At 73.9% G+C, this 22,266-nt stretch carries 20 protein-coding genes; 7 read left to right on the top strand and 13 right to left on the bottom strand.

Annotation, left to right across the window (positions count from 1 at the left end; translation table 11 throughout):
* Positions 1-1,167: a glycerate kinase gene (locus tag ACZ6BB_RS02655; RefSeq protein WP_471614102.1), complete on the bottom strand. Its 1,167-nt coding sequence runs from the start codon at positions 1,165-1,167 to the stop codon at positions 1-3.
* A gap of 168 nt (positions 1,168-1,335) precedes the next feature.
* Here ACZ6BB_RS02655 and ACZ6BB_RS02650 point away from each other — a divergent pair, with 168 nt between their 5' ends.
* The 4 genes from ACZ6BB_RS02650 to ACZ6BB_RS02635 all read left to right on the top strand — a co-directional run bounded on the left by ACZ6BB_RS02650 (position 1,336) and on the right by ACZ6BB_RS02635 (position 6,555).
* Positions 1,336-2,433: an ADP-ribosylglycohydrolase family protein gene (locus tag ACZ6BB_RS02650; RefSeq protein ID WP_471613507.1), complete on the top strand. Its 1,098-nt coding sequence runs from the start codon at positions 1,336-1,338 to the stop codon at positions 2,431-2,433.
* Positions 2,434-2,497: 64 nt separating this feature from the next.
* Entirely contained in the window at positions 2,498-2,989 is a 492-nt protein-coding gene (locus ACZ6BB_RS02645) for an NUDIX domain-containing protein (protein ID WP_471613506.1), read from the top strand.
* 383 nt (positions 2,990-3,372) lie between these two features.
* Entirely contained in the window at positions 3,373-5,754 is a 2,382-nt protein-coding gene (locus ACZ6BB_RS02640) for a protein kinase domain-containing protein (protein WP_471613505.1), read from the top strand.
* Between the two features lie 66 nt (positions 5,755-5,820).
* The gene (locus ACZ6BB_RS02635; RefSeq protein ID WP_471613504.1) at positions 5,821-6,555 is read left to right on the top strand and encodes an SIR2 family NAD-dependent protein deacylase; all 735 of its coding nucleotides are present in this window, start codon (positions 5,821-5,823) and stop codon (positions 6,553-6,555) included.
* Positions 6,556-6,577: 22 nt separating this feature from the next.
* On the opposite strand, the gene ACZ6BB_RS02630 is transcribed toward ACZ6BB_RS02635, so the two are convergent.
* A complete protein-coding gene (locus ACZ6BB_RS02630; protein ID WP_471613503.1) occupies positions 6,578-7,366 on the bottom strand; it encodes a class I SAM-dependent methyltransferase in 789 nt (262 codons plus the stop codon).
* A 233-nt stretch (positions 7,367-7,599) separates the two neighbouring features.
* Here ACZ6BB_RS02630 and ACZ6BB_RS02625 point away from each other — a divergent pair, with 233 nt between their 5' ends.
* Both ACZ6BB_RS02625 and ACZ6BB_RS02620 read left to right on the top strand, forming a co-directional pair.
* On the top strand, positions 7,600-8,859 hold the full coding sequence (locus ACZ6BB_RS02625; protein ID WP_471613502.1) for a sensor histidine kinase: 1,260 nt from the start codon (positions 7,600-7,602) through the stop codon (positions 8,857-8,859).
* Positions 8,856-9,563: a response regulator gene (locus ACZ6BB_RS02620; RefSeq protein WP_471613501.1), complete on the top strand. Its 708-nt coding sequence runs from the start codon at positions 8,856-8,858 to the stop codon at positions 9,561-9,563. The genes ACZ6BB_RS02625 and ACZ6BB_RS02620 overlap by 4 nt, the downstream gene beginning before the upstream one ends.
* 43 nt (positions 9,564-9,606) lie before the next feature.
* Here ACZ6BB_RS02620 and ACZ6BB_RS02615 read toward each other — a convergent pair whose 3' ends face one another.
* From ACZ6BB_RS02615 to ACZ6BB_RS02605, 3 genes are all read right to left on the bottom strand, one after another.
* A complete protein-coding gene (locus ACZ6BB_RS02615) occupies positions 9,607-10,107 on the bottom strand; it encodes a methylated-DNA--[protein]-cysteine S-methyltransferase (RefSeq protein WP_471613500.1) in 501 nt (166 codons plus the stop codon).
* Between the two features lie 37 nt (positions 10,108-10,144).
* Positions 10,145-11,629: an AlkA N-terminal domain-containing protein gene (locus ACZ6BB_RS02610; protein WP_471613499.1), complete on the bottom strand. Its 1,485-nt coding sequence runs from the start codon at positions 11,627-11,629 to the stop codon at positions 10,145-10,147.
* Positions 11,630-11,769: 140 nt separating this feature from the next.
* Positions 11,770-13,719, bottom strand: coding sequence for a heavy metal translocating P-type ATPase (locus ACZ6BB_RS02605; RefSeq protein WP_471613498.1), 1,950 nt, complete (start codon positions 13,717-13,719; stop codon positions 11,770-11,772).
* A gap of 57 nt (positions 13,720-13,776) precedes the next feature.
* Here ACZ6BB_RS02605 and ACZ6BB_RS02600 point away from each other — a divergent pair, with 57 nt between their 5' ends.
* Complete coding sequence (locus tag ACZ6BB_RS02600) at positions 13,777-14,145, top strand: ArsR/SmtB family transcription factor (protein ID WP_028796612.1); 369 nt, start codon at positions 13,777-13,779, stop codon at positions 14,143-14,145.
* A 3-nt stretch (positions 14,146-14,148) separates the two neighbouring features.
* On the opposite strand, the gene ACZ6BB_RS02595 is transcribed toward ACZ6BB_RS02600, so the two are convergent.
* From ACZ6BB_RS02595 to ACZ6BB_RS02560, 8 genes are all read right to left on the bottom strand, one after another.
* A complete protein-coding gene (locus ACZ6BB_RS02595; RefSeq protein ID WP_471613497.1) occupies positions 14,149-15,096 on the bottom strand; it encodes a hypothetical protein in 948 nt (315 codons plus the stop codon).
* 258 nt (positions 15,097-15,354) lie between these two features.
* Positions 15,355-15,864, bottom strand: coding sequence for an O-acetyl-ADP-ribose deacetylase (locus ACZ6BB_RS02590; protein WP_471613496.1), 510 nt, complete (start codon positions 15,862-15,864; stop codon positions 15,355-15,357).
* Positions 15,865-15,979: 115 nt separating this feature from the next.
* Positions 15,980-16,480 (bottom strand): VOC family protein, encoded by a 501-nt coding sequence (locus ACZ6BB_RS02585; protein ID WP_471613495.1) that lies wholly within the window; start codon positions 16,478-16,480, stop codon positions 15,980-15,982.
* 170 nt (positions 16,481-16,650) lie between these two features.
* Positions 16,651-17,835, bottom strand: coding sequence for a cytochrome P450 (locus ACZ6BB_RS02580; protein ID WP_471613494.1), 1,185 nt, complete (start codon positions 17,833-17,835; stop codon positions 16,651-16,653).
* Complete coding sequence (locus tag ACZ6BB_RS02575; RefSeq protein WP_471613493.1) at positions 17,832-19,244, bottom strand: alkaline phosphatase family protein; 1,413 nt, start codon at positions 19,242-19,244, stop codon at positions 17,832-17,834. Before ACZ6BB_RS02575 ends, ACZ6BB_RS02580 begins: the two co-directional genes overlap by 4 nt.
* Positions 19,241-20,407 carry a metabolite traffic protein EboE gene (eboE, locus tag ACZ6BB_RS02570; protein ID WP_471613492.1) on the bottom strand — a complete coding sequence of 389 codons (1,167 nt, stop codon included), beginning with the start codon at positions 20,405-20,407 and terminating at the stop codon, positions 19,241-19,243. The genes ACZ6BB_RS02575 and eboE overlap by 4 nt, the downstream gene beginning before the upstream one ends.
* Before the next feature lie 10 nt (positions 20,408-20,417).
* Positions 20,418-21,272, bottom strand: coding sequence for a TatD family hydrolase (locus ACZ6BB_RS02565; RefSeq protein WP_471613491.1), 855 nt, complete (start codon positions 21,270-21,272; stop codon positions 20,418-20,420).
* Positions 21,273-21,405: 133 nt separating this feature from the next.
* The gene (locus tag ACZ6BB_RS02560) at positions 21,406-22,230 is read right to left on the bottom strand and encodes an EboA domain-containing protein (protein ID WP_471613490.1); all 825 of its coding nucleotides are present in this window, start codon (positions 22,228-22,230) and stop codon (positions 21,406-21,408) included.
* Between the last annotated feature and the right edge of the window lie 36 nt (positions 22,231-22,266).

Below are 22,266 nucleotides of genomic sequence, written 5' to 3'. Positions count from 1 at the left end.
TCAGGCGAGGACGTCCCGGCCGATCCGCTCGGCCACCTGCTCCAGGATCGGTCCGGGATCGGCGAGGCAGCGCTCCACGTCAGGCTCGACCTCCGTGAGCGGATACGCCCGGCGGATGCCCGCACGGTCGAGGGCGTCCTGCGGGAGGGCCAGGCGGCCGCAGACCGCCACGACCGCCTTGCCGGCGGCCCGGGCGGCCGCCGCGACGCCCGCCGGGGCCTTGCCGTGCAGGGTCTGTTCGTCGAGGGACCCCTCGCCGGTGATCACCAGGGTCGCCTTGTCCAGCGCCGCCGCGAAGCCGAGGACGTCGAGCATGACCTCGATGCCGGGGCGGAAGCGGGCCCCGAGGACGAGGGCGCCGTAGCCGATGCCGCCGGCCGCACCCGCGCCGGGGGCGAGGGCGTGCTCGGCGGCCCGTGCGCCGAGCGTCCGCTCCAGGACGGCCGCGTAGTGGGCGAGGTCGGCGTCGAGCGCCGCCACGTCCTCGGGGCTCGCGCCCTTCTGCGGCCCGTACACGGCGGGCGCGCCCTTCGGCCCCGTCAGCGGGTTGTCGACGTCGCTGGCGAGGACGAGGTCGACCGCCGTGAGCCGGTCGTCGAGGGCCGACAGGTCGGCCGTCGCCAGGTCGCGCAGACCACCGCCCCCGGGCCCGACGGGCTCCCCCGACGCGTCCAGGAAGCGCGCCCCGAGCGCGGTGAGCATGCCCGCGCCGCCGTCCGTCGTCGCGCTGCCGCCCACGCCGAACACGATCGTCCGGGCGCCCGCGTCGAGCGCCGCGCGCAGCAGTTCCCCGGAGCCGTACGTGGTGGCGGTGAGCGGCGCGAAGGTCCCGGCGGGCAGCCGCTGCAACCCGCTCGCCTCCGCCATCTCGACGACGGCCGTGTCGCCGCGCAGCGCGTAGGCGGCGGTGACGGGCTCACCGAGCGGACCGGTGACCCGTACCTCGCGCCGTTCGAAGCCGGCCGCGACCGCCGCGGCCACCGTGCCGTCACCGCCGTCGGCGACCGGCAGGGCATCCACCGCCAGACCCGGCAGGACCCGGTGCAGGCCCGCCGTGACCCGCTCGGCGACCTGGACGGCCGTCAGCGTGCCCTTGAACTTGTCCGCGGCGATCAGCACCCGCGGGACTGCCGTGTCCGTGTCGATGTCCGTACCGATCCCGTCCACTGCGGCGTTCGCCACCTTGCGTTCCCCTCGCTCATCGGGCCTTGCGCACGTCAAGGCAGTCGCGCCGCTGCGACCCTAACGGCCCGGGCCCTGGTACGTCATGCCCCGTCCCGCCCACCGAACACCGCCGAACGAGCCGCCGTGCCCGGAAGTGGGTAGACCTGGAACATGACGCCCACGAGCCCCGCGACCCGCACGCCCCCGGTGGGGGCCGAACTCGGCGACCGTGTCCTCGGGGGCTGGCTGGGCCGGATCGCGGGGAACATGCTGGGGAAGCCGGTCGAGCAGGGGGACCTGTGGACGCGGGAGCGCATCGACCGCTATCTGCGCGAGGCCGGGGCCCTCCCGCTCACCGACTACCTCCCGGAGCCGGCCACCGAGCGTGACCGCCGCGCGCTGCGGCCGGAGTGGCGCGAGTGCGTACGGGGCCGGATCCACGGCAGCTGCCGGGACGACGACGTCGACTACGCGATCCTCGGGCTGCACCTGCTGGAGACCCACGGCTTCGGCTTCAGCACCGAGCAGGTCGGCGACCTGTGGCTGCTGCGGCTGCCGTATCTGCAGACGTTCACGGCGGAGCGGGCGGCCTACCGCAACCTCGCCCGGGGGCTGAAGCCGCCGCTGACCGCGACGTACGACAACCCGTACCAGGAGTGGATCGGTGCCCTCATCCGCGCCGACGTGCACGGCTGGACGTGCCCCGGTCTGCCCCGGCGCGCGGCCTCGCTGGCACGGCGTGACGCGGTGCTCTCGCACACCGGCAACGGGGTGTACGGCGCCATGTGGGCGGCGGCGCTGATCGCGGCGGCGTTCGCGGCGCCGGATGTGCGGGCGGCCGTGGACGAGGCGCTGGCGGTGATCCCGGCGGGCAGCCGCCTCGCCCGGACCGTGCGCCGGGTCGTCGCCCTGCACGACGCCGGGCTGGACTGGGAGGACACGCTGGTGACGACGGGCGAGGAGACGGCGGGGCTCGGCTGGATCCACGTCGTGCCGAACGCGGCGGTGCTGACCGCCGGGCTGCTGTACGGCGGGGGCGACTTCACCCGGACGATCGCGCTGACCGTCCGCGGCGGCCTGGACACGGACTCGAACGGAGCCACCGCCGGTTCGGTGGCGGGTGTGCTGTGCGGGGCGGCGGCGATCCCGGACCGGTGGAAGGACCCGCTGGAGGACACCGTGCGCAGCGCCGTGTTCGGCTTCGACGGGGTGCGTATCAGTGAACTCGCGGAGCGCACGGTGCGGTTGGCCCGGGCCACCGGCCCCTGAGCGCGGGACCGCCCGCCCCCGAGCGCCGATTTCCCGCCTCGCGGGGGCCGTCTACCCTGCCTGGATGAGCACTCCGGACTACGCCGCGTACATCGCGAGCCTGCCCCGTGTCCTGGCCGGCGCCGCCGCTCTCTTCCGGGACGCCGAGGGGCGGATCCTCCTCGTCGAGCCCAACTACCGGGAGGGGTGGGCGCTTCCCGGCGGGACGATCGAGTCGGACGACGGGGAGACCCCGCGGCAGGGCGCGCGGCGCGAGACCCTGGAGGAGATCGGGCTGGACGTCGAGCCGGGGCGGCTGCTCGCCGTGGACTGGGTGCACGGGGTGGGGCGGCCGCCGCTGGTGGCGTACGTGTACGACGGCGGGGTGCTCGGCGAGGAGGATCTGAAGCGGATCCGCCTGCAGGAGGAGGAGCTGCTGTCGTGGCGGCTCGTCCCGCGCCCCGAACTCACCGCGTACCTCACGGGGACGCTCGGCACGCGGGTCCTCGCCGCCCTCGGCGCGCTCGCGGACGGCTCGGCCCCGGTCGAGCTGGAGAACGGCCGCCGGGTCGACTGAACCGGCGAGGATCGGCCACGGCAGTGCCGCCCGCTCGTTGACAGGAGTCACCTGACTTCGGGTCAACTGCCCTTGCACAGAACGTGAGAAGGATGAACCGGGCACTTAATAGAAGTTTGAAGCTCTGGCTGAAAACGCTGCCTGTTCGTCACTACAGCATCTAGGCTGACGTCAACCCCGTCCGAGCGATCGCGCCCCGTGCCCCGCTCAGGAACCGGGGCAGCACTCGGGACACCCGTGACCGGCGGCCCGGGCGCGGGCCGTGGCTCCGGGAGATCCGGAGCACCTGGGGGAACGGTCACCGGGAGCCGCCCGGACCAGTCGGTCTCCCCCCGCCCGCGGGCCGATTGTCGCCCGTCCTCACCGAACAGGCAGCTGAGGTCATGGAACCACTGGGCTCAGACGATCCCGAGGAGCTAGGTCCGTACCGTCTCGTGGCCCGGCTCGGCGCGGGAGGGATGGGACGGGTCTATCTGGCGCGTTCCCCCGAGGGGCGGACCGTCGCGGTCAAGGCGATCCGTCCCGAGCTGATGGGGGACAAGAACTTCCGTATCCGCTTCCGCCGGGAGGTGGAGGCCGCAGGAGCGGTCGGCGGCAGATACACCGCGCCCGTCGTGGACGCCGACCCGGACGGCCCCGTGCCGTGGCTGGCCACGGACTACATCGCCGGTCCCACCCTGGCCGAGGCGGTCGCCGCGCACGGCCCGCTCCCGGTGGAGTCGGTGCTCGTCCTGGGCGCCGGCATCGCCGAGGCGCTGATCTCGGTGCAGGCCGCCGGTCTGGTGCACCGCGACCTGAAGCCGTCCAACGTGCTGCTCGCCGCCGACGGTCCGCGCGTCATCGACTTCGGCATCGTCCGGGCGAGCGACGGCTACGACCTCACCCGCTCCGGCGCCCTCTTCGGGTCCTTCGAGTACATGTGCCCCGAGCAGGCGACCGGCGAACCGCTGGGCCCCGAGGGGGACGTCTTCTCCCTGGGCTCGGTGCTCACGTTCGCCGCGGCCGGACACGCACCGTTCAGCGGCACCGCGGCGGCCACGCTCCTCTACCAGGTCGTGCACAGCGCCCCCGATCTGACCGGTGTGCCCGAGCCCCTGGACAGGATCATCAGCCTCTGTCTCACCAAGGATCCCCGGCTGCGGATCACCCCGGACAAGCTGGCGGCGGCCTGCGCGCCCGGAGGCGTGGAGCAGCCGGCCGAGGCCGGCTGGCTGCCCGCCTCGGTGACCTCCTCGATCGCGCTGCGCGCGGCGGCGGTGCGGGCCCTGGACACCACGCCGTACACCGAGGTCGTGTTCCCCTCCGTGGGGAGCGGCCCCGAGCCGGGCGTGTACGCCGCGCGGCGGAGCCGGGCCGCGTACGACTTCGAGCGGGACGAGGAAGCCGGTGCCGCCGGGAGCCCGTCGGCGCCGGACCCGGCCCGCCCGTACGACGGCTCCGTGCAGCCGGGCGGGTCCGCGCGGGAGCCCTCGCCCGGCGGCACCGGCGGCGAACCGCTGTCAGGGGCCGAGTCCCGCACCCTCGCGGAGCCCCTCTCCCCTCCCGGAGGGCCGGAGCCGTACCGTGCCTCCGGCGGGCACCGCCGGGCGGTGGCGCGGTCCGGCCCGTCCCGGCGTACGGTCCTGGGCGTGTCGGCCGGTGCGGCCACCGCGGCCGTCGTCGGTGCCGCCCTGGTGCTCGGTCGGCCGGACGCGCCGGCCGCCCGCTCCACGAAGCCCGCGGGTCCGGCCCCGAAGCCGCTGTGGACCTACCGGGGCGGACCGATGCTCCAGGCGCCCGCCGTCTTCCACGAGGGCACGGCCCTGGTGAAGACCCGCCCGGGTGACCTGATCTGCCTCGACCTCAAGGACGGCACCCGGCCCAAGTGGGTCTACGAGGGCATCAGCCAGTCGCCGACCCCGACCGTGCTGGCCTTCGACTCCGCGATCGCGCTCGGTGAGGGGGCGACGGTGATCGGCGTGGACCCGGACGACGGAGCGGAACGTTTCACCATCGACTTCGGGCCGGACTTCCGCTTCGACACACTGCTCGGCGCCACCGACGACCGGATGGTCTCCGTCATCGGTGTCCGGCTCAGACGGGAGTCCACGCGGCAGGGCGTCGCGACGTCCACGGACACGGTGTTCGGCGTCGACCTCGCGGGCCGCCGCGCGGAGGTCATCCCCATCAGCCCGGAGGACGTCGGCGTCCGGCTGGCGCCGGTCATCCTGCCCGGGTTCTTCGTCTACGCCGACGGCCTGCGCAACGTCACCGTCCGGAGCACCGAGAGCTCCGGCGTCCTGTGGCGGCACCCCGTCGGCTACGACCTGCGGCCCGGCCTCGCCGTCGCCGACCGCACCGTGTTCGCCATCAGCCGGCATCTGGAGGCGCTGAACCTCGCCACCGGCAAGGTCCGCTGGCGGGTGAAGCCCGAGCGCGGGATGTTCGCCTCCCTCGGCAGCTACGGCAACACGGTCTACGTCACCGGCACCGACCCGGCCGGGGTGTACGCCTTCAACGCCGGTACCGGCGCCCGCCGTTGGTTCTGCCCCACGCCCCGCCTCAACATCGACCAGCCGGTCACCACGGGCCCCGACGCCGTCTACGTCCCGGCCTACCAGAACAGGGACGGCATCTACGCCATCGGCTCCGCCAAGGGCCGGCTCCTGTGGAACTTCACCGACGGCGTGGAGACCGGCGTCAACGACTGGCAGCTCGCCTGCGACCACAGCGGCGTCCTGGTCGCCCAGCACTACGACCGCACCTACGGACTGCCGGCCCCCTGACCCCACCCGCGCCGCCTCCCCGGTTATCCGCTCGCCCCGGCCGCGCACCCGACCTACCCTCACCCCATGGACAAGCCCCTCGTCGCCATCCTCAGCGGCGCCGGCATCAGCACCGACTCCGGCATCCCCGACTACCGGGGCCCGAACGGGCTGTGGCGGCGGGACCCGGAGGCCGAGAAGCTGGTGACGTACGCGTACTACATGGGTGATCCGGAGATCCGCCGCCGTGCGTGGCGGATGCGGCGGCAGAACCGGACGCTGCGGGCCGAGCCGAACGTGGCGCACCGGGCGGTGGCCGAGCTGGAGCGGTCCGGGGTGCCGGTGCGGGTGATCACGCAGAACGTGGACGGGCTGCACCAGCTCGCCGGGATGCCCGCCCGCAAGGTCCTCGAACTCCATGGCAGCGCACGGTCCGTGGTGTGCGTCGAGTGCCGGGCCCGTACGCCGATGGAGGACGCCCTCGCCCGGGTGGAGGCCGGCGAGGACGATCCGCCGTGCCTGGAGTGCGGGGGCGTCCTGAAGTCCGCCACCGTCATGTTCGGCGAACGCCTCGACCCGGTGGTGCTCGGCGAGGCCGTCTCCATCACCAAGGCCAGCCAGGTCTTCATCGCCGTCGGCACCAGCCTCCAGGTCCAGCCGGCCGCGGGGCTCGCCGGAGTCGCCGCCGACCACGGGGCACGCCTGATCATCGTCAACGCCGATCCGACCCCGTACGACGAACGGGCCGACGAGGTCGTGCGGGAACCGATCGGGACCGCGCTGCCGGCGCTGTTGCGGGGCATCGGGGCCGAAAGCGGCTGACCGGGCCACCCGGCCCCGCGTTTCAGGAGGCGGCGGGGCGGGTGACGCGGAGCTTGGACTGGCCGTGCGGCAGTTTCTCCCAGTCGTCCATGAAGCGGGCCCGGAGTCCGTGCTTCTCGGCCAGGGCGACGAGCGTCTCGGTGCGGTAGTAGAAGTCCTCCCGCAGGACGTGGTGTTCCGTGCCCTCGGTGCGGTCGAAGGTGAAGTCGAACCAGCCCTCCGGGGTCAGCACCCGGCCGACGTGGGACAGGCACTCCTCGATGACGTGGAGCGGCGAGTGCGAGAAGACGCTGTGCGCGTGCACCACGTCGAAGTGGGCGTCGGGGAGGAACTTGAGAGTCAGGTCGCGTACGGGGGTGAGGGTGGGCAGGCGTGACTGCAGCCCCATCTCGACGATGGTGTCCTGGGCGGCGGCGAGGATGTCGGGCGAGATGTCGAGGCCGTAGTAGTGCCCGGGTTCCAGGTGCCGGATGAACCGCCAGCCGCCGCGCAGGTTGCCGCAGCCGATCTCCAGCATGCGGTGCTCGGGGCGCAGACCGTGGCCGAGCAGGTAGTCGAACTGCATGGCGCCGAGGGCGAGCCATCTCTCCCGGCTGCGGCTGCCGACCGCCGCGTCCGGGTCGGCGCGGGTGTCGGAGCGCATCACCGCGCGGTAGTAGTCGATGTGGTCCGGGTGGCGGTGGCGCAGCCACATGTCGCGGGTCACCCGGACGAAGTGGCGTGGCACGCGGCCGGGGTGGCGCAGGGCGTAGGCGACGCGGTGGCCGAGAGCGGCCCGGTTGACGGTGAGGTTCTTCTCGGTCGGTGGCACGGGGCTTCCTTCCCTCAGGACGTGGGGGTCGCGTCCCGAGTGGCTCGGGTCGTGCTGTCAGCTTCGGGGCGGCGGCGGGGTGTCCGGTTCGGTCGACCGGCTCCGGTCCGCGGGCGGATCGGGCGATCCTCGTATCAGCCGATCGGTTGATGCGGCCGGGAGCCGGTCACGTTAGACACGGGAGGGCGGGCTGTGAAGTACCCGAGGAGCACGACAAGAGAGCCGGTGGGGCGATGAGTTGGCCGGAACACGAGCGTACGGACCCGGACGGCCGCTGGCTGGCCGCCGTCGTGCACGCCGCGTTCGTCCTGTTGCTGTGCTCCTCGTTCGCCCGGTTCCTGACGCGTGATCAGGGCGGCACGCCTACCGGCTGGGTGGTGGCGCTGTTCGCGGTGTTCGGGCTGCTGTACGCCCTCGGGCAGCTGCTGGCGCCCGCTCCGCCGCCCGGCGGCCGTCCCTCCACCCGGCATCTGACCTGGCTGGGGTCGGTGACGGCGGTCTGGGTCGTCCTGCTCGCCCTGGCGCCGAGTGCCACGTGGTGTGCCATGCCGCTGCTGTTCGCCGGGTTCCACACGCTGCCGCCGCGGATGGCCGTGCCCCTGGCGGTCCTGGTGACCACGCTGGTCGTCGCCGCCGAGATCCGGGTGTCCCAGGGCACCATCAACCCCAACATGGTCGCGGCGCCGCCGGCCGTCGCGGCGGTCGCCACCGCCGTCTTCGTCCATCTGCGGCGCCAGGCGGCCCGGCAGCGCGTCCTCATCGGCGACCTGGTCCGCACCCGCCGGGATCTCGCGGCCACGGAACGCCGGGCGGGCGTCCTCGCGGAGCGGCAGCGGCTGGCCACGGAGATCCACGACACCCTCGCCCAGGGGCTGTCCAGCCAGCGGATGCTGCTCCAGGCCGCCGAACGCGTCTGGGCCACGGACCCGGACGCGGCCCGTGCACACATCGGGAGGGCGGCCGAGATCACCTCCCACAGCCTGGCCGAGGCACGCCGGTTCGTGCACGACCTGGCTCCGGCCGATCTCGTGGAGCGCTCCCTGCCCGCCGCGCTCGGCGCGCTCGCCGAGCGGGAGAGCGGACCGGGCCTGACGGTGGAGTTCCGCCTCGACGGCCGCCTCGGCGCGCTGCCCGAGCGCGCCGAGGCGGCCCTGCTGCGCATCGCCCAGGGAGCCCTGGCCAACGTACGCGAACACGCCGCCGCGACCCGGGCCGCACTGACCCTGACCTGCCTCGACGACCAGGTCTCGCTGGACATCGCCGACAACGGGCGGGGCTTCGACGCGGACCGCCCGGCGGCCGCGGAGGCGGGCCGGGCCGGGGCGGTGGCCGGGCGGGAGCGCGGTCACGGGCTGCCGGCCATGCGCATCCGGGCACGGCAGTCGGGCGGCACGCTGACCGTGGAGTCCACGCCGGGCGAGGGCACGGTGGTGTCGGCGGCCGTCCCCCGTACGCCGACGGCCCTCGACACCGCCGAGGAGTGCGTCCGATGAGCGGGCCGGTGCCCGCACGGCCGCCCGGCTCGCCGGCCGTCGCCCGGCCGCCGGTGCGGCTGCTGCTGTGCGACGACCACGCCGTCGTACGCGCCGGGCTGCGTGCGCTGCTGTCCAGTGCCGAGGGCATCGAGGTGGTCGGTGAGGCGGGCACCGGCGAGGAGGCGCTCGCCCTGGCCGCCCGCCTGCGCCCCGACGTGGTCCTGATGGACCTGCAGCTCGGCGACGGTGTGGACGGCGTCACGGCCACCCGGCGGCTGACGGCGGGCCCGGCCGGCGCGGCCGGCGCGGGGGGTCCCGCCACTCCGGTGCCCCGCGTTCTCGTGCTGACCATGTTCGACACGGACGCCGACATCAGCCGCGCGATCGAGGCGGGGGCCACCGGCTATCTCCTCAAGGCCGAGCGACCCGAGGAGCTGTTCGCGGCGATCCGCGACGCGGCGTCCGGCCGCACCGCGCTGTCGGCACCGGTCGCCGACCGGCTGATGGCCCAACTGCGCAGCCCCCGGCCCGCGTTGTCCGAGCGCGAGCACGAGATCCTGGGCCAGCTGGCCCGCGGTCTGGGCAACCGGGAGATAGCGCGGGCCCTCTTCATCAGCGAGGCCACCGTCAAGACGCACCTCGGCCGCATCTACGCCAAGCTGGGCGTGGAGACGCGGGCGGGCGCGGTGGCCGTGGCGAAGGAGCGCCGGCTGCTGTCGTGATCCGCGCCCCCGACGCTCCCGGCCCCGTGTTCCGGCCCCCGGGCTAGAAGAGGGCCGCTCCCCGCTCGAAGTCCAGCAGGCGCCGCTTGCGTTCGACGCCGCCGCCGTAGCCGGTGAGGCTGCCGTCGGAGCCGACCACGCGATGGCAGGGGACGATGATGCTGACGGGGTTGCGGCCGTTGGCCAGCCCGACCGCGCGGGACGCCTTGGGGTTGCCGAGGGCGTCGGCGAGATCGCCGTACGAGCGGGTCTCGCCGAACGGGATCGCCGCGAGCTGTTCCCAGACCAGTTGCTGGAACGGGGTGCCGTGCAGCCGGAGTTCGAGGCTGAACTCCCGCAGCTCGCCCGCGAAATACGCCTTCAGCTGCTCCTCGGGCCCGGCGAAGAGCGTGTCGTCACGTGCGCCGAAGTTCTCCTCCGGCGGACGGTGCCGCTGCTCGGCCATGTAGAGGCCGCACAGCACACCGTCGTCGGCGACGAGGGTGAGGGGGCCGTAGGGACTGTCGACGACCGTGTGCCGCTTCTGCGACGCCTGGTGCTTCATGAGTGATCCTCGAAAGATGCGTGCGCCCGGAACGGGCTCAGACGGGAAGGTAGTTGATGGGATGGCTGTCCGTCGCCCACAGATACTGCACGGCGTACGCCCGCCACGGCCGCCAGGCCGCCGCACGGGCCGTGAGCGCCACCGGGGTGGACGGCAGGCTCAGCTCCCGGGCGGCGCGCCGGATTCCGAGGTCGCCGGGGAGGAAGGCGTCGGGGTCGCCGAGGGCGCGCATGGCGATGACCTCGACGGTCCAGGGTCCGAAGCCGGGGAGGGCGAGAAGGCGGGCGCGGGTCTCGGCCCAGTCGCTGTCGACGCCCAGGTGCAGCTCGCCGTCGACGAGGCGGCGTACCAGGGTGGTGAAGGTGGTCCGGCGGGTGCGGGGCATCGCGAGGGCCTCGGGGTCGACGGCCGCCAGCGCCTCGGGGGACGGAAAGAGGTGGGTGAGACCGCCTTCGGGGTCGTCGACCGGTTCACCGTGCGCGCGGACCAGCCGGGCCGCGTGCGTCCGGGCCGCCGCCGTGGACACCTGCTGCCCCAGCACCGCCCGTACGGCGAACTCGGCCTCGTCGACGGTACGCGGCACCCGGCGCCCCGGCGCCTTGTCCACCAGCGGCGCGAGCACGGGGTCGGTGCGCAGCTGCTCGTCCACGGCGACCGGGTCGGCGTCCAGGTCGAGCAGCCGGCGGCAGCGGCTGATGGCGACGGGCAGGTCCCGCAGATCGCCGAGGGTGAGCCGGCAGGCGATGTGGTCGGGCCGTGGCGTGAGACCCACGATGCCGTGCCCGTACGGCAGCCGGAGCGTGCGCCGGTACGCGCCGTCACGCCACTCCTCCACCCCGGGGACGGCGGTCGCGGCGAGATGACCGAAGAGGTTGTCGGGGTTGAGCGGGGCCCGGAACGGCAGCCGCAGGCTCAGCGCCCCGGACGTGCCGGGAGAGTCGGAGCGCTGCCGGGCCGAGCGGGTCGCCCGCTCGCGCAGTTCGCTGGGCGACAGCGCGAAGACCTCCCGCACGGTGTCGTTGAACGTCCGGATCGACGCGAACCCGGCGGCGAACGCGATCTGGGCCATCGGCAGCGCGGTCGTCTCGATCAGCAGCCGCGCGGTCTGCGCCCGCTGCGCCCGGGCGAGCGCCAGTGGCCCGGCGCCCAGCTCGGCCAGCAGCTGCCGCTCGACCTGCCGGGCGCTGTACCCGAGGCGCCGTGCCAGCCCCGGCACGCCCTCCCGGTCCACCACCCCGTCCCCCACCAGCCGCATCGCCCGTGCCACGAGGTCCGCCCGCTGGTCCCACTCCGGTGATCCGGGGCTCGTGTCGGGCCGGCACCGCTTGCAGGCCCGGAACCCGGCCTGCTGACACGCCGCCGCACTCGGATAGAACGTCATGTTCTCCGCCTTCGGCGGCACCACCGGGCAGCTGGGGCGGCAGTAGATCCGCGTGGTCAGCACGGCCGTGAAGAACCACCCGTCGAACCGCGCGTCCTTCGACCGCACGGCCCGCACACACCGCTCCGTGTCTTCGTGCATCCCGTTCCGCATGACACCAGCATCGGGGAGGAGAGGGGTGAGGGCTGGCGAGAATCCGACATCGAGGTGGGAGCGGCCTGCGCGGCCGGCGGCTCCCCTCCCCCGCGCACAGGCCCCCTCAGGCCCTGCTCAGGCCCTGCTCAGGCGCGTGTGGCCCGAAGCCACGCGGACTCGCGCAGCAGCCGCAGCCCGTTCAGCCCCACCAGCACCGTGGACCCCTCGTGCCCGGCCACCCCGAGGGGCAACGGCAGATGACCCACCAGGTCCCAGACCACCAGGACCGCGATGCACACCCCGGCGATCACCAGGTTCTGCACCACCAGCCGCCGGGCGGCCCGTGACAACCGCACCACCGCCGGGATCGCGCCCAGCTCGTCGCGCACCACCACCGCGTCCGCGGTCTCCAGTGCGAGATCGGACCCGGCACGCCCCATCGCCACCCCGGAGTGCGCGGCGGCGAGCGCGGGCGCGTCGTTGACGCCGTCCCCGACGAACAGCACCTTCCTGCCCTCGTCCTGGAGCTCCCGTACCGCCGCCACCTTGTCCTGCGGCAGCAGTCCGGCCCGTACGTCGGCGATACCCGTGTCCGCCGCCACCCGGGCCGCGGCGCGGGCGTTGTCCCCGGTGAGCAGGACCGGGGACACCCCGGTGACGGCGGTGAGCGCGGCCACCGCGCCGGATGCGTCGGGCCGTGGCCGGTCGTTCAGGGTGAGCGTCCCGACGGCTTCCCCGTCCCGGGCGACGACGACGGTCGTCCCCTCGGCCCGCACGCCGGCGAGGGCGTCATGGTCCTCCCCGGGCCGCCCCACCGTCACCGCACGCCCCTCGACCCGCGCCCGCACGCCCCGGCCGGGCAGGGCCGCGAAGTCCTCGGCGGCGGCGAGGCGCAGCCCGCGGGCCCCGGCGGCGGCGACCACCGCACGGGCCAGCGGGTGTTCGCTCGGATGCTCGGCGGCCGCGGCCAGGGCCAGCAGCCCGTCCTCGTCGAGCCCGGAACCCGGCAGCGGCCGTACGGCCGTGATCTCGGGCGTGCCCTCGGTGAGGGTGCCGGTCTTGTCGAGGGCGGCGACGTCGATCTCGCCCAGCCGCTCCATGGCGACGGCGGACTTGACCAGGACGCCGTGGCGGCCGGCGTTGGCGATGGCGGAGAGCAGCGGCGGCATGGTGGCGAGGACGACCGCGCAGGGCGAGGCCACGATCATGAAGGTCATGGCGCGCAGCAGCGCGGCCGTGAGGTCCTCGCCGAGGGCCAACGGGACACCGAAGACGGCGAGGGTGGCGACGACGACGCCGACGGCGTAGCGCTGTTCGACCTTCTCGATGAACAGCTGGGTGGGCGCCTTGGTGCGGGACGCCTCCTCGACGAGGGTCACGATGCGGGCGATCACGGAGTCGGCCGGGTTTCGTTCGACGCGGACGCGCAGCGCTCCCGTGCCGTTGAGGGTGCCGGCGAAGACCTCGTCGCCCGGGGCCTTGGGGACGGGCAGCGGCTCGCCGGTGATGGTGGCCTGGTCGGCCTCGCTCTCCCCCTCCAGGACCCGCCCGTCGGCGCCGACGCGCTCGCCGGGGCGGACCAGCACCACGTCCCCGACGGCGAGCCGGTCGGTCGGCACGGTCTCCTCGGCGGAGCCGTCCGCCGGCAGCCGGGTGGCCGTGGTGGGCGCGAGGTCGAGCAGACCCCGTACGGAGTCCGCGGTGCGGGCGGTGGCCAGGGCCTCCAGGGCGCCGGAGGTGGCGAAGATGACGATCAGCAGACCGCCGTCGAGGACCTGTCCGATCGCGGCCGCGCCCAGCGCCGCGACGATCATCAGCAGGTCGACGTCGAGACTCTTCTCCCGCAGGGCCCGCAGCCCTTCGAGGGCGGGCTCCCAGCCGCCGGCCGCGTACGCGATCGCGTAGAGCGGGCCGTACAGCCAGGCGGAGGCGCCGGCGAGATCCAGGGGGAACGCGAGCAGGAAGGCGAGTGTCGAGGCCAGCGCCCAGCGGGCCTCGGGCAGGGCGAGGAGGCGGGTACGGCGGCGGGGGGCCGTCGGCGCGGACGCGCGAGGGACGGGTGACGGGGCGAGGGTGGCAGACACGCGCCCCACCATACAGGAACACATGAAGACTCATTCATGCCTTCATGTCTGATAGGTAAGATACGGGCCATGGGTCATGGAGCCGTCACCTCAGCGCAGGACGCCACCCCTCGCGTGCGCCTGGACGCGGGCAATGTCGCCAAGGTGGCCACCACGCTCCAGGCCCTGTCCACCCCGTCCCGCCTGCTGATCCTTGCCCGGCTGCGCGAAGGCCCGCTCCCGGCGACCGAGTTGGCCGCCGAGGTCGGGATGGAACAGTCCGCCTGCTCCCACCAGCTGCGTCTGCTGCGCAATCTCGGCCTGGTCGTGGGCGAGCGGCGGGGCCGTTCGGTGGTGTACGCGCTGCACGACCACCATGTCGCCGAGCTGCTGGACCAGGCCGTGTTCCACGTCGAGCACCTGAGGCTGGGACTCAGCGACGCGCCGGACGGGGACTGAGGCTCACGCCGCGGGCGGCGCCGGCAGGGTCACGGCCGGCACACCGCCGAGGAGACCCTCGACCAGACCGGTGACGAGGCCGAGGACCGGCTGCAGAAGGCCGGTGACGACACCGAGGACCGGGGCGAGCAGACCGGTCACGGCCCCCAGGACGGCGCCCAGGTCGAGCGAGGTCAGGGCCTTGAGCAGGGCGTCGACCGCGGACTGGAGCGTGGCCAGGAGATCGGTGACCGGGTCGGCCGCCGCGGCGGCGCGGTCGGTGCCGGTCCGGTCCGCCGCCCGCAGTTTCTGCAGCCGCTGCTGCACGGTGGTGTGGGCGGTCCGGAGGGCCGCGGCATGCCGGGCCGCCTCGTCCGTGTCGAGCCGGCCGGCGTCCAGCCGGGCGATCGTGGTCAACTCGTCCAGCAGGGGGGCGAGGACATCGCCCTGGTCCATGCGGTCGAGCAGGTCCAGCTGGTCGAGCAGCACGTCCGGATCGGTTCCGGCGGCGTCGGCCTCCACGGCCGGGTCCGTCACCGTCTCCGTGGCCGTCTCGGTGACCGTCTCCGTGGCCGTCTCGGTGATCGTCTCCGTCTCGGTCGCCGTGGCCGCGTCCATGTCGGCCTCGATGCCCGCCAGGAGCCCGTCCATGTCGGCCTCGATGCCCGCCAGGAGCCCGTCCATGTCGAGGTCGAGCCGCGCGAGCAGCGCGTCCACCTCGGCGATCTCCTGGGCGACGAGGGCGTCCGCGTCGGCCTCCTCCTTCGCCAGGAGGGCGTCGATCTCGGCGTCCAACGCGTCGAAGAGCGCGTCCAGATCGGGTTCGGGGACCACGGCGGTCCGCGTCGAGGCACGGTCCGAGGCGGTGCGGCCCGCGTCGACGGCCGCGGTGGCGGTGCCGGCCGGACCGAGGACCAGTGCCCCGCAGACCAGGGGCGACAGGAGGAGACCACGGGAGACGAGGGCGCGCATGCATGTTCCTTTCGAAGCAGCTGTCCTTTGCGCTCACCGTGGAAGGCGGCAGGAACCGCCGCAACCGAGCACGACGCCGGGACCAGCCCTGTCAAGCTGCCACACCGACAATCCTGACCTGCGACTTTCTCCCGGCGGGCAGCTCCGTACGACTCCGTTCGAGCCGATTCGGCCGTTCGTCCGTCAGAGTGCGGCGGGACGACACGCCGGGCCGCTTCCCGCCCGGCGGCGCGGCCGGCCGCGCCGCCGGCTCCGCCGTCAGCCCGCCTGTGCGGCGAACGCCGCGTACGCCTCGTCGTCGAAGAGGACGAACCTGACCTCCTCGACCGAGGTCGGTGTGGCGCGGACGGTCTGCACGGCGATCCGGGCGGCGTCGTCCATCGGCCAGCCGTAGACGCCGGCGGAGACGGCGGGGAAGGCGACCGTGCGGGCGCCCAGCTCGTCGGCCACGCGCAGGGACTCGCGGTAGCAGGAGACCAGCAGGGCGGAGCGGTCCAGGCTCTGGCTGTGGACCGGGCCGACCGTGTGGATCACCCAGCGCGCGTCCAGGTCGCCCGCCGTGGTGGCGACGGCCCGGCCGGTGGGCAGACCCCGCCCGTAGTGGGAGGCGCGGAGCTTGCGGCAGTCGGCCAGGATGGCGGGGCCCCCACGCCGGTGGATCGCGCCGTCCACCCCTCCCCCGCCGAGGAGGGAGGAGTTCGCGGCGTTGACGATGGCGTCGACGGACTGCTGGGTGATGTCGCCCCGGACGAGGGTGATGGTGGTCATGCCCGCCTCTATACCAGCCGACGGAGCGTACGAGCCCCCGGTATTCCGGGCTCCGTCGGCCTCGGGCCGAGCCCTGTCTGCCGACCGGTCTCGCGCCGCCGGGTCCGATGTGCTGTCACGTGACCGACCCGGCAGCCGCTCCCGTTCTCAGATCGGGGCCCCATCGGTCGATCGCCGACCGGAGGTCCAGCTGGAGCGGTCTCCGGTTCTCCCCCGAGGTCGGCCAGTCGGCGCGTGGGACGCGCCACAGCACCTCGAACTCATTGCCGTCCGGGTCCACGCCGTGCAGGGACTTGGTCACCAGGAAGTCGGTGCTCCCGGTCAGAGCCCGGCGTGCCTCGAGCAGCTCCGCCGTCTCGGCGAGTTCACCAAGTGTGCCGACCTCCCAGGCGAGATGGTGCAGTCCGACGCGGTCGCGCTGCGGGCCGGGCGCGGCGGGTCCGAGGGTGAAGAGACCGAGGTCGTGGTCGTTGTCGCTGCCCCGGGCCCTGAGGAAGGCGGCCCTGCCGGGCATCTCGTGCTCCACGGTGAAGCCGAACGCCTGGCTGTAGAAGGCGACGGAACATTCGATGTCACGGACGAACAGGACAGCGTGGTTGAGCCGGCGTACGGACATCTAGCCTCCATCGCTTGTGGTGCTGCCGCATGGCTGATCAGTCCTCTTTTGCGAGGCATGTCGGTCGCGTCGCTGGTCGGCGGCGGGCCCGGACGAGCACCTCCGCACTGTTGAGGCCCGCCCGCGGGGTCCCGCTCGACCCTGCGCGGCCTGCGTCGAAGCCACGCCGGCTACCAGCTCACCGGCAACGACCGCACCCCGTGGACCGTGCTCATCGTCAGCGCGAAGTCCTCCGGCGCTCCGGTCAGCCGCAGGCCCGGCAGGCGGTCGAAGAGGGCGGGCAGGCCGACCTGGAGTTCCGCGCGGGCGAGGGACTGGCCGACGCACTGGTGCAGCCCGTGGCCGAACGCCAGATGGCCGGTGGTGTCGCGGCGGACGTCCAGGGTGTCGGGGTCGGCGAAGACGGACGGGTCGCGGTTGGCGGCCTGGACCGCCACGACCACGCCCTCGCCCGCGCGGATGCGGACGCCCGCGACCTCCACGTCCTCGGTGGCGATCCGCCGCAGCCCCGAGTGCACCACGGTCAGATGACGCAGCAGTTCCTCGACGGCTCCGGGCCACAGACCAGGCTCCGCGCGCAGGGCGGCCAGTTGTGCCGGGTGGCGCAACAGGGCCACGACCGCCAGCGGAAACATGTTCGCGGTCGTCTCGTGACCGGCCACCAGCAACAGCGAGGCGATGCCGACGGCCTCGGACTCACTCACCTCGCCGGTCGCCACCCGGTCCCGCGCGAGACGCGACAGGAGATCGTCGGCGGGCTCCCGGGCTCGCCGGGCGAGCAGTTCACCCAGGTACGTGTGGAGGGCCGTGCTGGCGGCCATCATCTCCGCCGGCCCCGACGAGAGAACGCTGAACGCGTTCGCCTGCCGCTGGAAGAAGTCGTGGTCCTCGTAGGGCACGCCGAGCAGCTCGCAGATGGCGAGCGAGGGCAGTGGCAGGGCGTACGCCTCCACCAGGTCGGCGGTCGTGGCGCCCTCCCCCGTCATCGCGTCGAGCAGTTCGCCGCAGATCCGGGCGAACGCCGGCCTCAGCGCTTCGATGCGGCGGAAGGTGAAATCGGGGATCAGGACGCGGCGCAGGCGGGTGTGCTCGGGTGGGTCCATCATGAAGAACTGGCCCGGCCCGCGGGGCGGCGACTGCGGGCGGAAGCCGGGGAAGCCCTCGCGGGTCGCGTCGGCGCTGAAGCGGGGGTCGGCGAGGACCGCGCGGGCGTCCTCGTGCCGGATGATCAGCCACGGGCTGTTGTCACCCCAGATCGTCACCCGCCGGATCGGCTCCTCGGTACGCCACTTGGCGTACTCCGGCGACGGGTCGAGCAGCGGGCGGAGGGCGGGGAGGACTGGGTGGTCGGTCATGTGTGCGGCTCCTCTTGCGTCAGGCCCGCGAGACCCAGCAGCAACGACTTGATCTCGGTGGCGGCGTACGCCTCCCGGGCCGGTTCGCTCGTCGAACACAGCAGTACGGGTCCGTCGTCGGGGTCGGCGGGGAGGCGTCCGTGGCTGCCGCCGACGCCGGAGGGGTCCAGCGGGACCGTGCTGAGGCGATAGCGGAAGCCCAGTTTCTTGCGGGCGACCTGGCCGATCGCGCGGAGCTTCACCGCGGGGACGGTCTCGTCGTACAGCAGCTCGGCGGGGTCGTAGCCGGGCTTGCGGTGGATCTCGACCTGACGGGCGAAGTCGGGGGCGCGGTCGTCGTCGAGCCAGTAGTAGTAGGTGAACCAGGCGTCGGGGTCGGCGACCGCGACCAGTTCGCCGGAGCGTTCGTGGTCCAGCCCGTGGGCCGCCTTGCCGGCGTCGTCCAGCACCGCGTCCACGCCGTCGAGTTCGGCGAGGAGCTTGGCCACCTCCGCGGTGTCGGCCGGATCCCGCACGTACACATGGGCGATCTGGTGGTCGGCGACGGCGAAGGCCCGTGAGGTCCAGGGGTCGAGGTACTCCATGCCGTCCTGGGTGTGCACCTGGAGGAGACCGGCCCGGCGCAGGGCCCGGTTGATGTCCACGGGGCGGGAGACGGGGGTGATGCCGTACTCGCTGAGCGCGACCACCGTGGCGCCCTCGCTCAGGAAGTGGTCGATCAACGGGCGCAGGGCGTCGTCGAGTTGCCGGGCCGCCCGGGCCGTGGCGGGCGAGCCGGGGCCGGAGCGCTGGGGTTCGTAGTCGAGCTGGGGGACGTAGACGAGGGTGAGGTCCGGGTCGTGCTCGTCGAAGACCTGGCGGGCGGCGCCGAGGATCCACTGGGTGGAGGGCAGGCCGGCGTTGGGTCCCCAGTAGGTGAACAGGGGGAACGTGCCCAGCCGGTCGGTGAGTTCGTCGTGCAGGGCCGGCGGCCAGGTGTAGCAGTCGGGCTCCTTGCGGCCGTCGGAGTAGTAGACCGGGCGGGGGGTGACGGTGAGGTCGACGTCCGCGCCCATCGCGTACCACCAGCAGATGTTGGCGACCTTGTAGCCGGGGTTCGTCCTGCGGGCGGTCTCCCAGATCTTCTCGCCGCCGACGAGGGCGTTGTGCTGGCGCCACAACAGCACCTCGCCGAGGTCCCGGAAGTACCAGCCGTTGCCCACCACGCCGTGTACGGAGGGCGGTTCGCCGGTGAGGAACGTGGACTGCGCCGCGCAGGTCACGGCGGGCAGCACGGGGTCGAGCCGGGCCCGGAAGCCGCGCTCGCCGAGGGCGGCCACGGCGGGCATGTGCGTCAGGAGTCGGGGCGTGAGGCCGACGATGTCGAGGACGACGAGCCGGTCGGGGCGGGGGCTGTTGCGGGCACTCACTTCTGGTCCTCCTCAAGGCCGAGGCCGGTCAACCGGGCGCGGGCCCAGGCGAGTTCGGCGGCGATGCCGCCGGGCAGGCCGGTGGGCGGTTCGGGGAGGACGGACCAGGTGTAGGTCTCGACCTCGATGTGGTCGCAGTCGGCCGAGGCCCCGCCGAGCAGTCCGGCCAGGACCCGGCTCAGCTGGTCGGCGGTGGTGCGCAGCGGCGGTTCGGCGTCGGCGTGCAGCGGTGCGTGGAAGTGGACGCGCCAGGGGCCGGTGTCCGTGGGCAGGCCCCCGTCCAGCGCCTCGGGCAGGTCGTCGACGCCCCGCACGTCCGGTGACTCCTGCCGTGCCGCCGTGCGCGTCTGGTGCAGGAACCGGGGTTCCGCGAGGCGCCGCAGGGCCGCGTGGGCGGCGGGGTCGGCCGGGTCGGCGGCCTCGATCGCGCAGGACGCCTGCAGCTTGACGACGGGCAGCCCGGCGTCCGCGAGGCGCCGCAGGGCGGCGCCCGGCTCCTCGAACTGCACGGCGAGGTGACAGGCGTCGAGACAGACACCGAGCCGCTCGGGGTCGAGGCCGCGCAGCTCCCGTACGGCCTGGGCGGTGGTCTCCACGACACAGCCGGGCTCCGGTTCGAAGCCGACCCGGATACGGCGGCCGGTGTCCGACTCGATGGCGGCGAGCCCGGCGGTGAGCCGGTCCAGGGCGTGGCGGGCGGTGTCGGCGCGGTCCGGCGGCCAGGGTGCGCGCCAGGCCAGCGGCAGGGTGGAGACGCTGCCGCGCCCGGCGTCGTCCGGGAGGAGCGCGGCGAGGACGCGGGCGCAGTCCAGGGTGTGGGCCAGCCGGGCCTCGTCCGCCCAGTCGGGGAGGTAGACGTCCTTCTTGACCACCTCGCGGTGGAACCCGGCGTAGGGGAAGGCGTTGAGGGTGACGGTCTCCAGTCCCCGGCGGGCGAGTTCGTTCCGGAGGTTCTTCACCTCGCCGGGTACGGCGACGAGTTCGGACACCACGTCGCGGGCGAGCCAGAGGCCGATGCCCAGCCGGTCGACGCCGAGGCGCTCGCGCACCGGTTCGGCGTGGTCGGCGAGCTGGGCGAGGACGCCGTGGATGTCCTCCGCCTGATGGACGTTGCTGCAGTAGCCGAGGTAAACGGTGGTGCCGTCCGGGTGTCGGAAGCGCATGGTCGGGCCCTCACTCCCCGCCGCGCCGGACGGAGTTGCCCTGGAAGCTCGACTCCTCGTCCGGCTGGGGCTCGTCGAGGTCCAGCCTGCCGCTCTGCCCGTAGAAGGCGACGGGGTTGCGCCAGAGCACCCGGTCCACGGTGTCGTCGTCGAACCCGGCGGCGAGCATGGCGTCGGCGGTCTTCCGGGTCTTGAGCGGGTCGGAACGGCCCCAGTCGGCGGCCGAGTCGACCAGCACGCGTTCGGTTCCGTGCTCCTGGAGGACGGCGACCATGCGGTCCTCGCTCATCTTGGTCCTGGGATAGATCGAGAACCCGGCCCAGCAGCCGCTGTCGAGGACCATGCCGACGGTCAGTTCGTTGAGGTGGTCGAGGACGACGAGTTCGGGGGCGATGCCCGACTCCCTCACGACGTCCAGGGTCCGCCGGGTGCCGGCGGCCTTGTCGCGGTGCGGGGTGTGGACGAGGGCGGGCAGTTCGTGCTCGATCGCGAGCTGGAGCTGGAGCGCGAGGGTCTCGTCCTCCTCCGGCGTCATCGAGTCGTAGCCGATCTCGCCGACGGCGACGACGCGGTCCTTGGCGAGGTAGCGGGGCAGTTCGTCGAGCACGGGCCGGCAGCGCGGGTCGTTGGCCTCCTTGGGGTTGAGGGCGATCGTGCAGAAGTGCTGGATGCCGAACTGGGAGGCCCGGTAGGGCTCCCAGCCGAGCAGCGCGTCGAAGTAGTCGTAGAAGCTCTCCGGCGAGGTGCGGGGCTGGCCCAGCCAGAACGCCGGCTCGACGACGGCGCGCACTCCGGCCGCGTGCATCGCCTCGTAGTCGTCGGTGGTGCGGGAGGTCATGTGGATGTGGGGGTCGAAGATGCGCATGTGCTTCTGCCTCGGATTCCTCGGACTGGGTCCGTGAGCGATGCCGACGACGGGACGTGAAGGCCGGTGGAACATGCGGATGCGGTGGCCCGGGCGGTTGCGGTGGCCGGGCGAACTCAGTGGCCGGGCGAACTCAGTGGCTGGGCGGACGCGGTGGCTGGGCGGAGGCGGTGGCCCGGTGGAGCGCCCGCAGGGCGCGCTCGGCGGCCGCACGGCGGTCGGGCGCGGCGGCCCTCGTCTCGGCGGTGAGCCGGTCGGCCAGCCGGCCGGCTGCGGGGAAGGCGCCGACGACGGGCCAGACGTCCGCCGGTACGTCGCGTCCGGCGGCGACCCGTTCGTGCGCGAAGTCGGCCAGCATGCGGGCGAGTTCCGCGTCGGCGCGGGCGGCGGGAGAGGCGGTCCGGGCCAGGGGGATCTCCTGGAACAGGCACTTCAGCACGGCCTGCCGGTACTCGGCGTCCGGAAGGCGGGCGGCGCCGTACGGGCCGAGGGCGGCCTCGACGAGGCTGCTGTCGTTACCGCGCAGCGCCTCACGGACGAGCGGCAGGGCGAGGTCGCCGAGGGGCTCCCGGCCGGTCGCGTCGGCGCCGTCGGCGAACAGGTGCAGGGCCCGCAGGACGGCCCGCTGTTCGGCCGGGTCGCCGTGGCGGAAGAGGCCCGCCAGTTCGTCGGCGAGCGGTTGGCCGCCCAGCGGCAGCGCGGTGAGCAGCGCGGCGCGGGCGGCCTCGTCGACGGTGAGGCGCGCGTTCAGCCGGGCACGGCCGCAGTGTCGCCGGGCGGCGGGGAAGAGGGCTCGGATGGCGGCGGGCCGGCCGGCGACACGGGCCACGGCCTCGTCGAGCCAGGCACGGGCCGCCGGGTCCAGCGCGTGCGAGGCGAGGAGGGTTCGGGGGTCGGGAGGGTCGGGGGGTTCGGCCGGATCGGGGGACTCGGCGGTCGGCAGTCCGGTGGAGAGCATGACGGAACAACCTCCTGCGGGGTGGGAGGACATGAG

Source organism: Streptomyces sp. NPDC041108 (assembly GCF_055592645.1).
This window is presented reverse-complemented; position numbering and strand designations above follow the sequence as displayed.